Origin of the sequence: Zoogloea oleivorans, assembly GCF_008107625.1 — a bacterium.
GTDB lineage: Bacteria > Pseudomonadota > Gammaproteobacteria > Burkholderiales > Rhodocyclaceae > Zoogloea > Zoogloea oleivorans.
In genome coordinates this window covers 46,187-62,979 of the sequence record NZ_SDKK01000003.1, presented here as the reverse complement: position 1 = coordinate 62,979, position 16,793 = coordinate 46,187, and the positions used below count along the sequence as shown (strand labels likewise).

General features: G+C 63.5%; 15 protein-coding genes. 10 read left to right on the top strand and 5 right to left on the bottom strand.

Annotation, left to right across the window (positions count from 1 at the left end):
* The first annotated feature begins 6 nt into the window (after positions 1 to 6).
* The 8 genes from ETQ85_RS03510 (at position 7) to ETQ85_RS03475 (ending at position 9,044) form a co-directional block, all read left to right on the top strand.
* Positions 7 to 3,636, top strand: coding sequence for a glycosyltransferase (locus ETQ85_RS03510; RefSeq protein WP_148577668.1), 3,630 nt, complete (start codon positions 7 to 9; stop codon positions 3,634 to 3,636).
* A 289-nt stretch (positions 3,637 to 3,925) separates the two neighbouring features.
* Positions 3,926 to 4,786, top strand: coding sequence for a flagellin N-terminal helical domain-containing protein (locus ETQ85_RS03505; RefSeq protein ID WP_148577667.1), 861 nt, complete (start codon positions 3,926 to 3,928; stop codon positions 4,784 to 4,786).
* Between the two features lie 76 nt (positions 4,787 to 4,862).
* Complete coding sequence (locus tag ETQ85_RS03500; protein ID WP_148577666.1) at positions 4,863 to 5,258, top strand: flagellar protein FlaG; 396 nt, start codon at positions 4,863 to 4,865, stop codon at positions 5,256 to 5,258.
* 190 nt (positions 5,259 to 5,448) lie between these two features.
* Positions 5,449 to 6,843: a flagellar filament capping protein FliD gene (gene fliD / locus ETQ85_RS03495; RefSeq protein ID WP_148577665.1), complete on the top strand. Its 1,395-nt coding sequence runs from the start codon at positions 5,449 to 5,451 to the stop codon at positions 6,841 to 6,843.
* A gap of 17 nt (positions 6,844 to 6,860) precedes the next feature.
* On the top strand, positions 6,861 to 7,274 hold the full coding sequence (gene fliS / locus ETQ85_RS03490; RefSeq protein WP_148577664.1) for a flagellar export chaperone FliS: 414 nt from the start codon (positions 6,861 to 6,863) through the stop codon (positions 7,272 to 7,274).
* Positions 7,275 to 7,294: 20 nt separating this feature from the next.
* Complete coding sequence (locus ETQ85_RS03485; RefSeq protein WP_148577663.1) at positions 7,295 to 7,633, top strand: flagellar protein FliT; 339 nt, start codon at positions 7,295 to 7,297, stop codon at positions 7,631 to 7,633.
* Positions 7,634 to 7,662: 29 nt separating this feature from the next.
* Positions 7,663 to 8,730: a flagellar hook-length control protein FliK gene (gene fliK / locus ETQ85_RS03480; RefSeq protein WP_148577662.1), complete on the top strand. Its 1,068-nt coding sequence runs from the start codon at positions 7,663 to 7,665 to the stop codon at positions 8,728 to 8,730.
* Positions 8,727 to 9,044 carry an EscU/YscU/HrcU family type III secretion system export apparatus switch protein gene (locus ETQ85_RS03475; RefSeq protein ID WP_148577661.1) on the top strand — a complete coding sequence of 106 codons (318 nt, stop codon included), beginning with the start codon at positions 8,727 to 8,729 and terminating at the stop codon, positions 9,042 to 9,044. The genes fliK and ETQ85_RS03475 overlap by 4 nt, the downstream gene beginning before the upstream one ends.
* 13 nt (positions 9,045 to 9,057) lie before the next feature.
* Here ETQ85_RS03475 and ETQ85_RS03470 read toward each other — a convergent pair whose 3' ends face one another.
* From ETQ85_RS03470 to ETQ85_RS03450, 5 genes are all read right to left on the bottom strand, one after another.
* Entirely contained in the window at positions 9,058 to 9,330 is a 273-nt protein-coding gene (locus tag ETQ85_RS03470) for an oxidative damage protection protein (protein WP_148577660.1), read from the bottom strand.
* 82 nt (positions 9,331 to 9,412) lie between these two features.
* A complete protein-coding gene (locus ETQ85_RS03465; RefSeq protein WP_148577659.1) occupies positions 9,413 to 11,083 on the bottom strand; it encodes a sensor domain-containing diguanylate cyclase in 1,671 nt (556 codons plus the stop codon).
* On the bottom strand, positions 11,080 to 12,432 hold the full coding sequence (gene argA / locus ETQ85_RS03460; protein ID WP_148577658.1) for an amino-acid N-acetyltransferase: 1,353 nt from the start codon (positions 12,430 to 12,432) through the stop codon (positions 11,080 to 11,082). The genes ETQ85_RS03465 and argA overlap by 4 nt, the downstream gene beginning before the upstream one ends.
* 55 nt (positions 12,433 to 12,487) lie before the next feature.
* Positions 12,488 to 13,975 carry a polyphosphate:AMP phosphotransferase gene (pap, locus tag ETQ85_RS03455; RefSeq protein WP_148577657.1) on the bottom strand — a complete coding sequence of 496 codons (1,488 nt, stop codon included), beginning with the start codon at positions 13,973 to 13,975 and terminating at the stop codon, positions 12,488 to 12,490.
* Positions 13,975 to 14,709 (bottom strand): 16S rRNA (uracil(1498)-N(3))-methyltransferase, encoded by a 735-nt coding sequence (locus ETQ85_RS03450; protein ID WP_148577911.1) that lies wholly within the window; start codon positions 14,707 to 14,709, stop codon positions 13,975 to 13,977. Before ETQ85_RS03450 ends, pap begins: the two co-directional genes overlap by 1 nt.
* Before the next feature lie 176 nt (positions 14,710 to 14,885).
* On the opposite strand from ETQ85_RS03450, the gene ETQ85_RS03445 reads away from it, so the two are divergent.
* Both ETQ85_RS03445 and ETQ85_RS03440 read left to right on the top strand, forming a co-directional pair.
* Entirely contained in the window at positions 14,886 to 15,692 is an 807-nt protein-coding gene (locus tag ETQ85_RS03445) for an inositol monophosphatase family protein (protein ID WP_148577656.1), read from the top strand.
* Between the two features lie 135 nt (positions 15,693 to 15,827).
* Positions 15,828 to 16,703, top strand: a complete 876-nt coding sequence (locus ETQ85_RS03440; RefSeq protein WP_148577655.1) for a phosphoribulokinase — start codon at positions 15,828 to 15,830, stop codon at positions 16,701 to 16,703.
* The last annotated feature ends 90 nt before the right edge of the window (positions 16,704 to 16,793 follow it).

Below are 16,793 nucleotides of genomic sequence, written 5' to 3'. Positions count from 1 at the left end.
GCCCACATGCCCGCCACACGCCATCTCTACTCGCAGCCCCGCCGTCCGTACTACATCGACGCTCCGGCCTACCGGCGCACGTCGGCCGGCATCCGGGTGCTGCACCTCCTGTGCCATGCCCTCAACAGCATCGGCGAAGAAGCCTACATCTACAACACGACCGCCAACCCGGAGCTCGACACCCCGATCCTCACCGCCGAAATCGCCGAGCGCCACAAGAAGGCCGACCGTGAGCCGATCATCGTCTATCCGGAAGTGGTTGCCGGCAACCCGCGCCGGGCAGGCTCGGTGGTGCGCTACGTCCTCAACAAGGCCGGGCTGCTCGGCGGCGACAAGGCCTATGCCGAGACGGAACTCATTTTCGGCTACGGCCGCAACGTGCTGCCCGACGATGCCGACCAGGACAACATCCTGTTCCTGCCGCCCATCGACACCCAGGTCTTCAACAACCTGGACAACCCCCTCGACAAGCAGCGCAGCGGCATCCTCCTTTACCCCGGACGTCACCAGTCGGGGCTGGCGCGCTACCCGGAACTGGCCGCCGAGGCCACGCTCATCACTGCTGACTGGCCCGAGTCCCACCAGGACATGGCCGATCTGTTTCGGCGCAGCGAAGCCGTTTACTGCTTCGAATCCACCGCCATCGCCCTTGAAGCCATCCTGTGCGGTTGCCCGGCCATCATCCTGCCTTCGCCCTTTTTCAACGGCACCCTGCTCAGCGAAGAAGAAATGGGCCGCGAAGGCATCGCCATCAACGACTCACCGGAAGAAATCGCCTTCGCCAAACGCACCGTCGGCCAGATGACGGAGACCTACCGGGCGGCGGAAGACCGTTTCTGGGGTCAGCTCGATCACTTCGTCAGCGTCACCCAGGTCATGCCCGTGCATGAAGTGCCGAAACTGCCCGGCGATGACCCGGTGCAGGCCGAAGCCATCCAGCGCTACGCCACCTGGCGCCGCCGCAAGACCCTCCAGGAGATCGACGCCCAACTGCTCGCCGAACGCATGGTGCTGCAGTGGAAGAACCGCCCCGGCATCCACCTGCTGCTCTCCCTCTACCCCGGCGAGGAAACGCTCCTCGCCGACACCCTCGACAGCCTCGCCGCCCAGCTCTATCCCGAATGGCTGCTGACCATCGTGACCGCCCTGTCGCCCCCGGAAGGCCTTGGCGAAACGCCCAACATCCAGTGGCTGGCCCTGCGCGACGAAGCCCACATCAACTACGTCATCGACGAAATGGCCGCGGCCTCGCCGGGCACCTGGCTGACCCGCATCGACCCGGGCCTGACGCTGGAGCCCCAGGCCCTGCAGGTCGTCGCCGACTACATCAACGAAAAACCCGACTGGCGTCTGATTTACTGCGACGAAGACACCCTTGAAGCCGACGGCAGCTTCACCCAGCCGCTCTTCAAGCCCGACTTCAACCTCGATCTGCTGCGCGCCCAGGCTTACTTCGGCTGCTTCATCGTCGTCGCCAAGCAGGCCTTCCTGGCTGCCGGCCGCTACGGCGACAAAACCGGCGCCGAGAACTACGACCTCAGCCTGCGCATCCTCGACCAGAACGGTGAGAGCAGCATCGGCCACATCGACCAGATGCTCGCCCACCTGTCCCGCAACTCGCAGCGGGCGATGCAGCCCGAAGCCGAAAAACTCGCCGTCACCGACCATCTGGCACGCTGCAGCCTCGACACCGCAGTCCTCGACGGTGCGCTCTTCGGCACCCGCCGCATCCAGTACAAGTGGGCCACGACGCCCAAGGTCAGCATCATCATCCCGACCCGCGACCGGGAAGAATATCTGCGTCCGCTACTCGAAAGCCTCTTCGAGCGGACCCGCTACCCGAACTACGAAGTCATCATCCTCGACAACGACAGCCGCGACCCGGACACCGTGCGCTACCTCGCCGGCCTCGTCGCCACCGAGCAAAAGCAGCGCACCCGTGTCATAGCCTTTCCCGGTGAATTCAGCTGGTCCGGCTGCGCCAATGCGGGCGCCGAAGCGGCCGAGGGCGACTACCTGCTGTTCCTCGACAACGACATCCACATCGTTCAGGACGACTGGCTGGCACGGCTGATGAGTATCGCCCAGCGTCCGGAAGTCGCCATCGTCGCCCCCCGCCTGACCTACCCTGAAACCGGCCGGGTCCAGCAGGGCGGCTCGATCCTGGGGCTCTACGGAACCGTCGGCAGTCCGTGGGACAACCAGCTCGAACTCTCCGACCCCGGCTACATGGGGCGGGCCCTGTGCGATCAGAACGTCAGCGCAGCCAGCGGCTCGGCCCTGCTCGTGCGCCGCAGCGCCTACGTGCAACTGGGTGGCTTCGACACCACCCACTTCGGGCTCGTTCACGGCGCCCTCGACCTGTGCCTGCGGGCCGGGGACGTCGGCCACAAGATCGTCTTTACCCCCCACTCCGCCCTGGTCCATTACGGCAGCATCTCGATCACGGCCCGCCAGCGCAAACTCGAAGGCCGACTGGCCGACCTGCTGGCCGCCCAATCGGCCAACGAAACCCTCATCCATCGCTGGATGCCACGCCTGGTTCACGACCCGGCCTACAACCGCAACCTGAGCCTGCTCGAACCCTACAAGCCCGAGCACGTCGCCCCCACCGACTGGGATCTCCACTTCCACGACCGACCGCGCATCCTCGCCATACCGGTTCCCGGCGGCGCCGGCGAATACCGCCTGCGCGCACCGCTGCGCATCGTCGGGCAGGCCGGACTCGCCCAGACCATGATCTGCGAGTCCCCCAAGGCCTTCGCGATGCGCATCCTCTCCCCGGTTGAAATCGCCCGCGCCGCGCCGGACGCGCTGGTCCTGCACCAGCCGCTCGACGACTCGCAGAGCGACGCCATCGAAAACTACGCCCGCTACCTGCCCAAGGTTCGGCGGATTCTCACCATCGATGACCTGGTCACCGACCTGCCGAAGAAGCACCCGCTCTACAAATCCGGCTACAAGGACGGACGCCAGCGCCTGCGCCGCAACCTCGCCCTGATGGACCGTCTGGTCGTCAGCACCCGGCCGCTGGCTGATTTGTGTGTCGACATGATCGAGGACATCCGGGTCATGCCCAACTGCCTCGAATGGGCAGTGTGGGGCGATGCTGTACCGCCGCGCCTGCCGCGCAAGAAGCCCCGTGTCGGCTGGGCCGGCGCCCAGCAACACCAGGGCGACCTGGAACTCATCTACCCCGTGGTCGAAGCCCTCGCCGACGAAGTGGACTGGATTTTCATGGGCATGTGCCCGCCCGCCCTGAAGCCCTTCGTGCATGAATCCCACGGCTTCGAAATCGATTTCAGCGCCTACCCGAAGGCCCTCGCCCGCCTTGACCTCGACCTGGCCATCGCCCCACTCGACATCCACCCCTTCAATGAGGCCAAGAGCAACCTGCGCCTGCTCGAATACGGCGCAATGGGCTGGCCGGTTATCTGCACTGACATTTATCCTTATCAGAACGCGCCCGTCACCCGCCTCCCCAACGAACCGGAGACGTGGATCAAAACGATTCGCGAACAACTCGCCGAGCCGGAAGCCCTGCGAGAAGCCGGGCTCACCCTGCAAGCCTGGGTTCACGACAGCTTCATCCTCGAGAACCATGCCGCAAGCTGGTTTGCAGCCTACGGACCTTGAAGGACTTCGCCCACTAATCTGTAGGCATATAAAAAACCGGCCGAAAACCCGGCCGGCACAGCAAATCAACCCTAAAGCTTTATTTTTCCGGGCCGCTATCACAAGCCAAGCGGTAATCCGCAAAGAAAAATGAAAAAAACGGTAACAGCAAAAAAGTCAACAAATATCTAAAGTCTTTTCGGTTTGCCCCGTTAATGATCACAACGGCGGTTGCCTTACACATACCCGGGCAAGGCGAACCAAAGTTAAGCCGAAACGCTTATCTTGAACGGATTTAAGGAGAACCAAAATGGCTGCCACTATCAACACCAATGCGATGTCGCTGAATGCGCAACGCAATCTTTCCACCTCCCAGGCAGGCCTGGCGACTTCGGTGCAACGTCTGTCTTCCGGCTTGCGCGTCAATAGCGCCAAGGACGACGCTGCCGGCCTGGCAATTGCCGACCGCATGAACGCCCAAGCCAAGGGCTTCGACGTGGCGATCCGCAACGCCAATGACGGCGTCTCGATGGCGCAGACCGCTGAAAGCGCGATGCAGGCAGTTACCGACAACCTGCAACGGATGCGCGAGCTGGCCGTGCAGGCCGCCAACGGCACCTACAGCAGCGGCGACCGCGCCAGTCTTGACACTGAATTTCAACAGCTCAACCAGGAAATTGCGCGCGTTGTTTCGGGCACCCAGTTCAATGGACAAAACGTCCTGAGCGAAGTCTCCGGCGGATTCTCCTTCCAGGTGGGCGCCGGTACGGCTTCGACTGACACGATCACTGTCGGCAGTGCCGTCACCCTGGCCTCTGCAACCTTCGGGACGACTACCGCAGGCGCCATCAGCGGCAGCTCCATCTCGGGTCAAGGCAGCGCCGGCGTGTCCGCCGCAACGGCAGCGATCTCGGCCATCGATGCGGCCCTGAACGTCCTGAACACTGCTCGTGCAACCTGGGGTGCCGTGCAAAACCGCTTTACCTCGGTGGTACAGACCCTGCAGGTCGCATCTGAAAACGCCCAGGCTTCCCGCGGTCGCATCATGGATGCTGACTTCGCCAAGGAAACCGCAGCCATGACCCGCGGCCAGATTCTGCAACAGGCCGGCACCGCCATGGTTGCACAAGCCAACAGCATGCCGAACAACGTGCTGTCCCTGCTCCAGTAAGCCTTTATTCACCAAAACCCGGCAGGCGCCGCCGCCCTGACAGGCGCGGCGCCCCTCGCTCGAGAGGGAGAAGATCATGAGCATCCAGCCAGTCGGCGCGAGAACCACGCAATACGCGCCCCCCGTGCAGCCTCCCGCCGCCCAGGTAGCAGGGGCAGGAACAGCACGGCAGGCAGAGGCCACTCCCGAAGCGAGCGGCGTGCAGCAAGCCCAGAACGCTACGCAGGCGCCTGCGAAAGTGCCTCCCAGCAGCGAACAATTAACGCAAGCGGTCAAACAGATTCAGGACGTCATCAAGCAGACGGCCAACAGCCTTCAGTTTTCCATCGACGAAGACATCGGAGTGACTGTCGTTAAGGTGATCGATACGGAATCCAAAAAGGTAATCCGTCAGATCCCTTCCGAGGAAGTCCTCGATATCGCCAAGGCGCTCGACAAACTGCAGGGTCTGCTGGTCAAACAGCAAGCCTGAATTGACAGCACTTCTCGTGGCAACATTGGTCCCACCCATGCGGTGGGATTTTTTTATCCAGAGAACACGAGTCTTGGCTCAGCCGGCACGGTCCATGCTACATGGTTGCAAGCACGCCGAGACTCTCAAGTTTTTCCTGGGCCGGCCGTAATCCAAATCACTAGCAACACAGCAACACAGGGGGTGCATCATGGCGACCATTTCATCAGCGGGTATTGGCTCCGGACTGCAAGTCGAGTCGATCATTACCGGTCTGATGTCTGTTGAAAAACAGCCCCTCAGCAAGCTCCAGGCACAGCAGACCAGCTACCAGTCGAAAATCTCCGCCCTCGGCACCCTGAAGAGTTCGCTCGCGGCCCTGCAGACTGCCGCCAAGGCCCTCACACCGGCAACCCTGCAGAGCCCGACGGCAGCTTTTTCCGCCTACAAGGCAAGCATTGCCGATTCGACCATCGCAACGGCAACGGCGAGCAGTTCTGCGGTAGCCGGCACCTACTCTCTTGAAGTCACCGCACTGGCGACCAACCAGCGCATGGCGCTGGGCAAAACCTACGGGGCGACCGATGCGGTCCTGGACTTCGGCACCGACAGCACCCGCACCCTGACGCTCACCAAGGGCAGTACGCCCGTCGACATCACCCTCGACAGCAGCCAGAACACCCTTGCAGGCGTTCGCGATGCCATCAACAACGCGGCCGCAGGCGTCAATGCAACGATCGTGACCGACACCAACGGCAAGCAGAACCTGCTCCTGACGGCAACGTCCGGGGGTACCGCCAACGCCGTCAGCATCTCGGGCACAGCCACGTTCATCGACCCGGCCGCACCAGGCACCCCGATAGCCGCCTCCAGCGCTTTTACCCAGACCCAGGCCGCCACCGATGCCGCCGTGAAAATGCAGGGTGTATCGATTGCCACCAGCGGCAACACGATTACCGACGCCATCGACGGCGTGACTCTGGAGCTCACCAAGACCGGCTCCACAACGCTCACCATCGCCCGTGACAATACGGACCTGAAGAGCAAGCTCGATGCCTTCGTCACCGCCTATAACAATCTCAACTCGTCCATCAAGAGCCTTGGCGCCTACAACGCCAGCACAAAAACCGGTGCGGCACTCAATGGCGACTCGTCGCTGCGCAGCATCCAGTCCCAGGTCCGCAGCGCCCTGACCAGTGTTCCAGCCAGCCTGGAAGGCAGCTCAGTGAGAACCCTGAGTGATCTGGGCATTGCATTCCAGTCCGACGGAAGCCTCAAGATGGACGCGGCCAAGTTCGAAAAGGCCGCCAGTTCGGGCTTCGCGGCAGTCGCCACGGCGATCGGCGCCTACGGCAGTGCGCTCAAAACCACCACGACCAACCTGCTCGACAGCAGTGGCGCAATCGCCAGCCGGACAGATGGCCTTAATTCGAGCGTCAAGAACATGGCCAAGCGGATCGAGGCTTTCAATGCCCGCCTGACCGCCATCGAGAAGACTTACCGTGCCCAGTTCACGGCCCTGGATACCTCCATGAGCAGCATGAGCACGACCAGCAGCTACCTGAGTCAGCAATTGAGCCTCCTCAGCAACATGAGCAATTACTAACCCGACCGGAGAACAAGATGTCGTTTGGCCTTGCCGCCCGTCGTGCCGCCGCTGCCTACAGCGAGGTTGGCGTTGCAACCGGAGTCTCTACAGCAGACCCGCACAAACTGATCCTGATGCTCTTCGAAGGCGCAATCCTTCAGATTGGCACGGCCGCCGCCGCGCTCGAGAACAAGAACGTTCCAGCCAAAGGCCTGGCCATTTCCAAAGCCATCGAGATCATCACCAATGGCCTCAAGGTCAGCCTCGACTTTGAAGCCGGCGGCGATCTCGCCCAGCGCCTTGGCGCCCTTTATGACTACATGAGCCAGCGCCTTCTCTACGCGAACCTGCACAACAGCCGGCCCGCCATGGATGAAGTCGTCAAGCTGCTGACCGAACTGAAAGGCGCCTGGGAAGAAATCGGCACGACCGACCAGGCTTACCGCTAAGACCGCCGGAGATACTTTTCATGAGTTCCCTCGCCCTCCTGGAACAGATGAGCAACTACTCCACCGAAATGGTGGATGCCGCGCGCGCCAACGACTGGGATCGCCTCACCCGCCTGGAACGGCAGGTGGCCTCCCTGCGTGACCGCATCGGTGTCGAGGAAGCCCTGGCCTTCCCGTCCCGCCCGAAACGGATGTCCGAAGACGAGCGCACCAAAAAAATCGCGCTCATCCGACGCATCCTCAGCGACGACAAGGAAGTTCGCGTTCATACCGAGCCCTGGATGGACAACGTGCGCCAGTTGCTGTCCGGCGGCACGCGCGAGCGCAGCGTCCGCAGCGCTTACGGCGACATCGACTGATCCCTGGCAGGCAGGCGGGTGGCCGCATCATGATTCCCAGCGACCTCGCCTCCCGCCTGCGGATGCTCAGCGAAGCCAGTTTTTTCTCTGGCGAGCCCACTGTCGCGCCTCTCGCACGCGTCAAGGGCATCTCGGCCAACCTGCCCGACTTCACCCCTGGCCAACGCATCACGGCCAGCCTGCAGGCCACCAGCCAAGACAACATCTACAAGGCCCGGATCGAAGGACGGGACGTCATCCTGTCCCTGCCCCAATCCGTCAAGGCCGGCGACAGCCTTGAACTCGTTGTCAGCCACATCACACCGCAAGCCGTTTTCGCCACTCTGGCTCAGCCGGCGGCCGACACCACCAGCCGCGCAGCCCTCAGCCAGACCGGCAAGCTGATCAGTTTCATGCTCACCGGCCAGCCGGCGGCCCAGGCCCCGAGCCTCAACGGCGGCGCAGCCCTGCTTCCCTCGGCGCCGCAAACGACAGCCGCCACGGCCCAGCTGGCCAGCAACCTGGGCGCGGCGATCGCCGAAAGCGGACTGTTCTACGAGTCCCACCAGGCGCGCTGGCTGTCCGGCCAGATTGATACCGCCTCGCTACTCAAGGAACCGCAGGGGCGCGAATCCACTGCACTCCTGAAAACCGTTTCGACCGCCTCGCCAGATGTCGCCGAAAAAACCGCCAGCCCCACCGCTGCCTTGACGACGGCGGCGACCAAGGCCGACACCGTGCCTGTCGCCGAGAGACTGTTGCCCCTCGTTCACCAGCAACTGGATGCCATCGCAACCCACCAACTGGCATGGCAGGGCCAGATCTGGCCCGGGCAAACGATGGAATGGGAAATCGAGGATCCCGCCCGGGACGACAACGGTAGCGGAAACGAGCCGGATACGTCCTGGAACACCACCTTGCGCCTGACCCTGCCCAGCCTCGGTGGCGTCGAAGCACGCCTGCATCTCACGCCGGCCGGCATTGCCATACGCCTGATTGCCGACGACAGCGCCACGCGCAACACGCTGCAGGCAGCCGAATCACGCCTGGCAGACGCCCTTGCCGCCGCCAACGTGCCCCTTACCGGGATGGTGGCCGAACTGAGACAGGCGCCGTGAATAGCCCCGAACAACCTGCCGAGCTGCGCGCCGAAGCCGTCGCCCTCGCCTACAACGCGGGCAACGCAGCCCCCACCGTTGTCGCCAAGGGACGCGGCCTGATTGCCGCCGAAATCGTCTCCCGGGCCAAGGAAGCCGGCATTTACGTCCACGAATCTCCCGAACTGGTCGCCCTGCTCATGCAAGTGGACCTGGATGCCCGCATTCCACCGGAACTCTACGTGGCGGTGGCAGAACTCCTCGCCTGGCTGTACAGCCTCGAACAGGGCATCCCAATGAAAACGGCCCCGAAAAGCGGGGCCGTCACACGCTGAAGCCTTTTAAGGCTCAGGACTGGGGCGGAACGTAACCACCGATCTGGTCGGCACCACCGCCGAAGAAGTAACGTTCCAGCTGCTCGGACAAGTACTTGCGCGCCCGCGCATCCATCAGATTGAGGCGATTTTCATTAATCAGCATGGTCTGGTGCTTGACCCACTGCTGCCAGCCTTCCTTCGAGACATTCTCGAAAACCTTCTTGCCCAGTTCGCCAGGAAGGGGCGGAAAATCCAGACCTTCGGCCTCACGACCGAGCTTCACACAATTGACCATCCGTGCCATGTATCACCTCTCGAAGTTGGGATTCCGGAGCGCGGCAGCCGCGCCCCGGAAAGGTGGCTGGATTCTAGCCTGCCGACGCCACTCAGACCAGCCGCTCGCTGCGCGATTCCCGTGCAAGCTCCCAGCAATTGCCACCTGACGCCTTGGCCACATACATGGCCCGGTCCGCCGCGCCAATCAGGCGCTCGCCATCATTGTCGTGGTGCGGCCCAATGGCGATGCCGATGCTCGCAGTCACAAACACCGAATCGCCACCAAACGTAAAGTGCATCCCGGCGATGCATACGCACACGCGCCGGGCCAGCTCGGAGAGTTCCTGGGCACTGGCCGAAGGCACCAGGATCGCAAACTCGTCGCCGCCCATGCGGAAGAACATCTCGTTGCGGCGCACCACCGCCAAGACCGCATTGGACAGACCCACCAGCACCTCATCGCCCGCCTGGTGGCCAAAGCGATCATTCACCGGCTTGAAGCCATCCAGATCGATAGCCAGCAGGCCAACCTCTTCGTGATGGCGCCGGCCATCGGCCAGCATCCGCTCCAGTTCTTCATGGAAGCGCCGGCGATTGAACAGGTTGGTGAGGGGATCCCGCTCAGCCAGACGCATGAGCTGCTCGGCTACGCGACGCTGCTCGGTCACATCCTCGAAGACCCACATGCGTCCGATCGGTCGCGTGCCTTCCGGCCCCGGGACGACACGGGAGAAGTCCGTTATCACCCGGCCATCCTTGAAATGAATTTCGAAGGGTTCGCTGGGCGCCCGATGCTCGAGCACCGCGGCGATATGGCGCTGATACACCACCGGCTCTTCGAGGAAGGGCATCACGTATTGCTGGAGTACCGCATCACGCACGCCAACGAAACTCTCGCCCGGCGGCATCCGCCAGATGTCGTAAAGTGCCCGGTTGCAGAAGACAACCCGGCGGTCGGCGTCCATGAACAGGATACCCATGCGCACCACGTCCAGCAGCGCCGACAGGCGGGAACGCTCCTCGTTGCTGCGACGCAAATAATGTTCGGACAAGGCCTGGGCACGACGCAGCGCGGCGACGGATTCGAGCAGCTTGTACTCGGCTTCCTTGCGTGCCTGGATGTCGTTCATGGACACCCGCAAGCCAAGCAACATGCCGGACTCGTTACGGATTGGCTGCCAGTGGCAGGCCATCCACAGCGAGCTGCCGGCTTTGGTCACGATGCGCAGCTCGAACTCGGCCTGCACGCCACCTTCCAGCGCCTGACGAATCTGGTCGCGACAGTAACGGCGGTCCCGCTCATAAACGAGGAGATCGATGAAATCAGCCGCCAGTACCTCTTGCGCGGAGTAGCCGGTGTACAACTCGACCAGCTGGTTAACCCAGTACAGACGCCCTTCCAGGTTGATCCAGCCCTCGACGCCATGGCCGGCCTCGGCGGCCAGCCGAAAGTAACGATCCGGGCCTTCTTCGGATGCGCCAACACACTCCGGCGCGGCCTCGCCCACCAGAGCGACCGAACTGCCCGGGGCCGACAACTGCGCCTGCAAACGCGCAAGCTGCTGTCGCAGCAGCAACAGATAGATTCCGCCAGCCACCGCCAGCATCATCGCCAGACCCGTCGCCAGCGTCACCCACGGCGACCCCATGCCCTCCGGGAGCCCCGCCAGCGCCGGTCCCGCGGGCAGCAGGGCGGCACACAGCAGCGCCACCTTCAGCAGCCGGCAAGGACGAGATGAGGAGGGGAGAAGAAGGCTGCGGGCCATCGACAAGGCGCTCACAGGGCCTTCATGAAAATCTTGGAACGGCGACTCACATCGTACATTTCGCGTTTCTGGCGGGGCAGATCCTCCGGCGGTGCTTCGCGGAAACCCCGCTCCCGAAACCAGTCGGCGGTACGCGTAGTGAGCACGAAGAGGCGCTCCACACCGAGGGCGCGAGCCCGCGACTCCATGCGCCCGAGCAGCATCTCGCCCAGGCCGGCGCGGCGATACTGGGGCACCACGGCGACGCAGGCCATCTCGGCCGCACGCTCATCGATGAAGGGGTACAGCGCCGCGCAGCCCACCAGCAAGCCGTCGTATTCGACCACGGTGAAACGCTCGACCTCCTGCTCCAGGCGCTCGCGACTGCGTCGCACCAGCGTGCCGTCGGCCTCCATCGGAGCGATCATGCTGCCCAACGCACCGACGTCCTCAACGGTCGCCTCGCGCAGACGGAACAGCGGGTCGCGGGTCAGCACGGTGCCCACACCCTGGGGCGTGAAGAACTCCAGCAGCACCCCGCCATCCTTGTCCCGGTCGATCAGATGGGCCCGGCCGACGCCCTGCCGTACCGCGCGGATGGCGCAGGGCAGGTACAGGTCCAGGTCTTCGGTCATGCCTTCCCCGGCAAGCAGCTTGGCCTCCGCGTCGTCGGCGGTAATCGCCTCGATCAGCGCGCCCTTCAGATCGAGCAGGCCGGGCGCATCGCACAGGTAGATCAGCTTCTCGGCATTCAGGGCAATGGCCACCGCCTCGGCGACGGCTTCCATGCTCATGTTGAAGATCTCGCCGGCCGGCGATACACCAAGAGGCGACATGAGCACCACGTTCTGCTGGTCCAGGTCGGCGGCAATTTCCTCGGCAATCACTTTGCGCACCGCGCCGGTAAAACCGTAATCGACACCATCCACCACGCCCACCGGCTTGGCAGTAATGAAGTTGCCGCCGGTCACGCGCATGAAGCTGCCGGCCATCGGCGTATTGGGCAGGCCCTGCGACAACAGCGCCTCGACCTCGATACGGGTCACGGCCATGGCCGCCTTGACGCATTCGAGCGCCGCTGCGTCGGTCACCCGCAGGCCCTTGTAATACTGGGACGTCAGCCCGCGACGAAGCAACTCGGCCTCGATCTGCGGACGCGCGCCGTGCACCAGTACCAGCCGCACACCCAGGGCGGCAAGCAGGTTGCAGTCGTAGGCCAGCGTCTGGGCCAGATGGCCGGCGGCCACTTCGCCGCCAAAACCGAGCACGAAGGTCTTGCCGCGGAAGGCATGGATGTAGGGCGCAGCGGCTCGCACCCAGGCGACGAAACGCTGGGAAAGGTAATCTCCCTGCACGGCGGCAGGAGCAGTATCGGACGAATTCACAAGGGGTTCCGGGGCATCTGTGTTGGGGAATCCGGCATTCTGATGATGCCAGTCTTCATTTATTCAAGGCCAGTTCAAGCTTATCGACGAGGACACGCAGAATCTTTACCCTCGCGTAATATTTGTTATCCGCCTCGACCAGGGTCCAGACAGCGTTTTCGGTGCTGGTCCGGTCGATCATGTCGCACACGGCCGGCTCGTAAAGGGGCCACTTTTCACGGTTGCGCCAGTCGTCAGGGGTGATCTTGTAGCGCTTGAAGGCGGCTTCCTCCCGCGCCTTGAAGCGCCGCAGCTGCTCCTCGTCACTCACCGACAACCAGAACTTGAGGACGATGGCGCCAGCAGACACCAGCTGGTCCTCGAAATCATTGATCTCTGTGTAGGCGCGCATCCAGTCGGCCTCCGAACAAAAGCCCTCGACCCGCTCCACCAGCACGCGGCCGTACCAGGACCGATCGAAGATCGTCACCTTGCCACGCCGCGGCAAACGCCGCCAGAAACGCCACAGGTAGGGCTGGGCGCGCTCCTCGTCGGACGGGGCGGCAATCGGCGAGACCTGGTACTGACGCGTATCCAGCGCCTGGGTCACCCGACGGATGGCGCCCCCCTTGCCCGCCGCATCCATGCCTTCAAAAACCAGCACCAGGCTGCGCTTGGCGAAGGCCTCGCTGCGCATCGCCATGGCCAGGCGGCCCTGCAGCTTTTCCAGCTGGCTCTCGTAATCCTTCTTCTCCATCGGCTGGTTGAGCACCAGCGCGTTGAGCAGGTTGCGCTCATCCACCGCCCGCGCCAGCGGAGCGGCCGTCAGGCGGGCGCGATACCCCTTGTTCACCTGTTCGATTTTACGCCGCAGGCCTTCGAGCAGAGTATTCCCCACCTGCGCCGCCCGATATTGGGGATCGGTGCCGTCCACGATCACCCACGGAGCAATGCCGGTACTGGTCCGGCGCAGAACATGCTCGGCCACCGCCCGGTAACGGTCGTATTCCTCGTAAAACAGCCAGTCTGCCTCGCGCACCCGCCAGCGGGTATCCGGGTTGGCCTCGAGGGCTTTTAGACGCTTCTTCTGCCCCTGTCGCGACAGGTGAAACCAGAACTTGATCAGCAGCACGCCCTCGGCGGCAAGCATGGCCTCGAAACGGTTCAGATCGGACAGACGCTGATCGAGATGGGCCTTCTTGATGCGCCCGAAAGCCCGGTCGCCGATCGGGTCGGAATACCAGTTGCCGAACAGGATGCCGATCTTGCCCTTGGCCGGCAGGGCCCGCCAGAAACGCCACAGGAAGGGCCGCTCGCGCTCCTCGTCGGTGGGCTTGTCGAAGGCATGAACCTCGATGTGCCGCGGATCCATCCATTCGTTGAGCAGATTGACCGTCTCCCCGCGGCCCGCGCCGTCGATCCCGTTGATCAGGATCACCGTGGCAAAGCCCTTGTTTTCCAGCAGCTCGAACTGCGCATTGAGCAGGTCGGTACGCAGTTGCGGCTCGATCTCGTCGTAGTCGGCCTTCGACAGCCGATGCCCCAGTTCAGCCGATTCGAACATCAAGCCTCTCCCGAAAAGTCACCCCACAGGGTTTGCAATGCGGCCAGCGCAGCGAGCCCGGCTGTTTCGGTACGGAACACCCGCGGCCCGAGCGCCAGCGGCTCACAGCCGGCATGCTCCGCCAGCGCCAGTTCGGCCGGCGACCAGCCGCCCTCCGGTCCGATCAGAATCGACAAGGGTCCGCTCGGCGGCGCCTTGCGGGCCAGCGCGCCCGCAGCGCCAGGCGCCAGGATCAGGCGCGTGCCCTCGACAGGCTGGGCCAGATACCGGGACAACGTGACGATGTCGCCCACCGCCGGCACCCGGTTGCGCCCGGACTGCTCGCAGGCCGACACGGCGATCTGCTGCCAGTGCGCCACCCGCTTGGCCGCCCGGTCACCCGAGAGTTTGAGCACCGAACGCTCGGCCGCCACCGGCTGCATGGCCACGGCGCCCAGCTCCACCGCCTTCTGGACAATCCAGTCCATCTTGTCGCCACTCGCCAGCGCCTGCACGAGCGTGATCGCCAGCGGCGACTCACACTCCACGGCCAGCCGCGGACCAAGCCGCGCGACAGGCTGCTTGCCGAGGGCCAGGAGGATCGCGGCACACTCGCCCCCACCGCCGTCGAACAACACGACCTGATCACCAACGGCCAGACGAAGCACCCGCTCGGCGTGGTGGGCCACCGCAGCGGGAAGAGGCATCTCGGAGTCAGGGCACAAGCCCTCGGGGCAGAAGAAGCGCGGATTCATCATGCTATTATCCGCAAAACCGCGTGCTTCAACGGGATTGAAACGAAGATCATGCTCAGTCTCACCACGCTTCTGTACCTTTCCGGCCTCCCGACGCCGGATTCTGTTTCACCCGACGACCTTTCGCGGGAGCAGCCTCCTCAAAGCCGCTCCTCCACCCAGTGGAGAGCCACGTAATGACCAGCGCCCAGCGCCTCGAACAAGCCCGTACCCTCGCCGAACTGGTTCGCCAGATGGCCCGCGACACCATCCTGCCCCGTTACCTGCGCGCCGTACGCGAGCACAAGGCCGACGGCAGCGTACTCACCGAAGCCGACCTGGCGTCCCAGGCGGCCCTCGTCGAGCGCCTGCCGAAACTCATCATGGCTCCTGTGCTCGGCGAAGAAATGACGCCCGAAGAGCAGGGTCGCGTGTGGCACGAAGGCGTCAATGGCCTGTGGGTCATTGACCCCATCGACGGCACCACCAACTTCGCCAACGGCATTCCCTTCTTCGGGGTTGCGGTGGCGTATCTGGTCAACCACAAAACGCAGATCGGGGTGGTTTACAACCCGGTCACCGACGAAGCCTTCTACGCCGGCCGGGGCGCCGGGGCGTGGCTCAACGACGTCTCGCTACCGCTGCGCAAACCGGCCGAGCGCCTCAAGGACGCAGTGGCCGGCGTGGACTTCAAGCGCATCAGCCACCACCTCGGCGACGAACTGGCGGTACGTCCGCCCTATTATTCGCAGCGCAACTTCGGCTCCAGCGCCCTCGAGTGGTGCTATGTGGCGGCCGGCCGTCTCGACGTTTACCTGCATGGCGGGCAAATGCTGTGGGATTACGCGGCGGGACGCCTGATCCTCGAAGAAGCCGGCGGCTGCTACAGCACGCTGGGCGGCACCCCGCTTACCGCCGGACCGGCGATCAAGCGCTCGGTGATTTCGGCAGCCAGCCCTGCCCTCTTCGAACAGTGGCGAACCTGGTTGCACGCCCACTCCTGACGGGCCGGACATCCGGACGGCCCGGATTTTGCTCAACAAGCCTGGCGGCGACGCGCCAGGCACCGATCGAGTGTTTTTGGAACAGCTCATGTCTCCGTGGCCTGCTCCAAAACTACTCACTTTCGGGAACAGTCCATGTCCATGAAGCACCCCATCATCGTGGTGACCGGCTCGTCCGGGGCGGGCACCACGACGGTCAAGCACACCTTTGAGGGTATTTTCTGGCGCGAAAAGGTGAATGCCGCGATCATCGAGGGCGACAGCTTCCACCGCTACACCCGCGACGAAATCCGCAATCTCATCATCGAAGCGGAAAGCCAGGGCAAGCGCGGCATCAGCCATTTTGGCCCGGAAGCCAACCTGCTCGAAGAACTCGAACAACTGTTCCGCACCTACGGCGAATCCGGCGGCGGCAAGCGCCGTTTCTACCTGCACCACGCGGAAGAAGCGGCCCGGCGCGGCCTCAAGGTTGGCGATTTCACCCCCTGGGAAGAGCTTCCACCCGATACCGACTGCCTGTTTTACGAAGGCCTTCATGGCGCAGTGATCACCGAAAGGGTGAATACCTGTCGTCACGCCGACCTGCTGATCGGCGTAGCGCCAATTACCAACCTGGAGTGGATACAAAAGATCCACCGGGACACCAAGACGCGCGGCTATTCGCTCGAAGCCGTGCAGGAAACCATCCTGCGCCGCATGCACGACTACGTGCATTACATCGTCCCGCAGTTTTCCCACACCCACATCAACTTCCAGCGGGTGCCGATGGTGGACACCTCCAACCCGTTCATCGCCCGCGACATCCCGACGGCCGACGAATCGATGGTGATCATCCGCTTCCGCGATCCGCGCGGGGTGGACTTCCCCTACCTGCTGCGCATGATCCACGACAGTTTCATGTCCCGCGCCAACACCCTGGTAGTGCCAGGTGGCAAGCTCGATCTGGCCATGCAGCTGATCCTCACACCGCTGATCTGGAAGCTGATGGAACGGCGCCGTCAGTGGGTCTGAGGCACTGACTCACCCAGCACAAGGCGCGACGGCAAGGTCATCAGCAGGAACCAGGCAAGAAAATGCAATGCATCGGGGCTGGACGCGGTT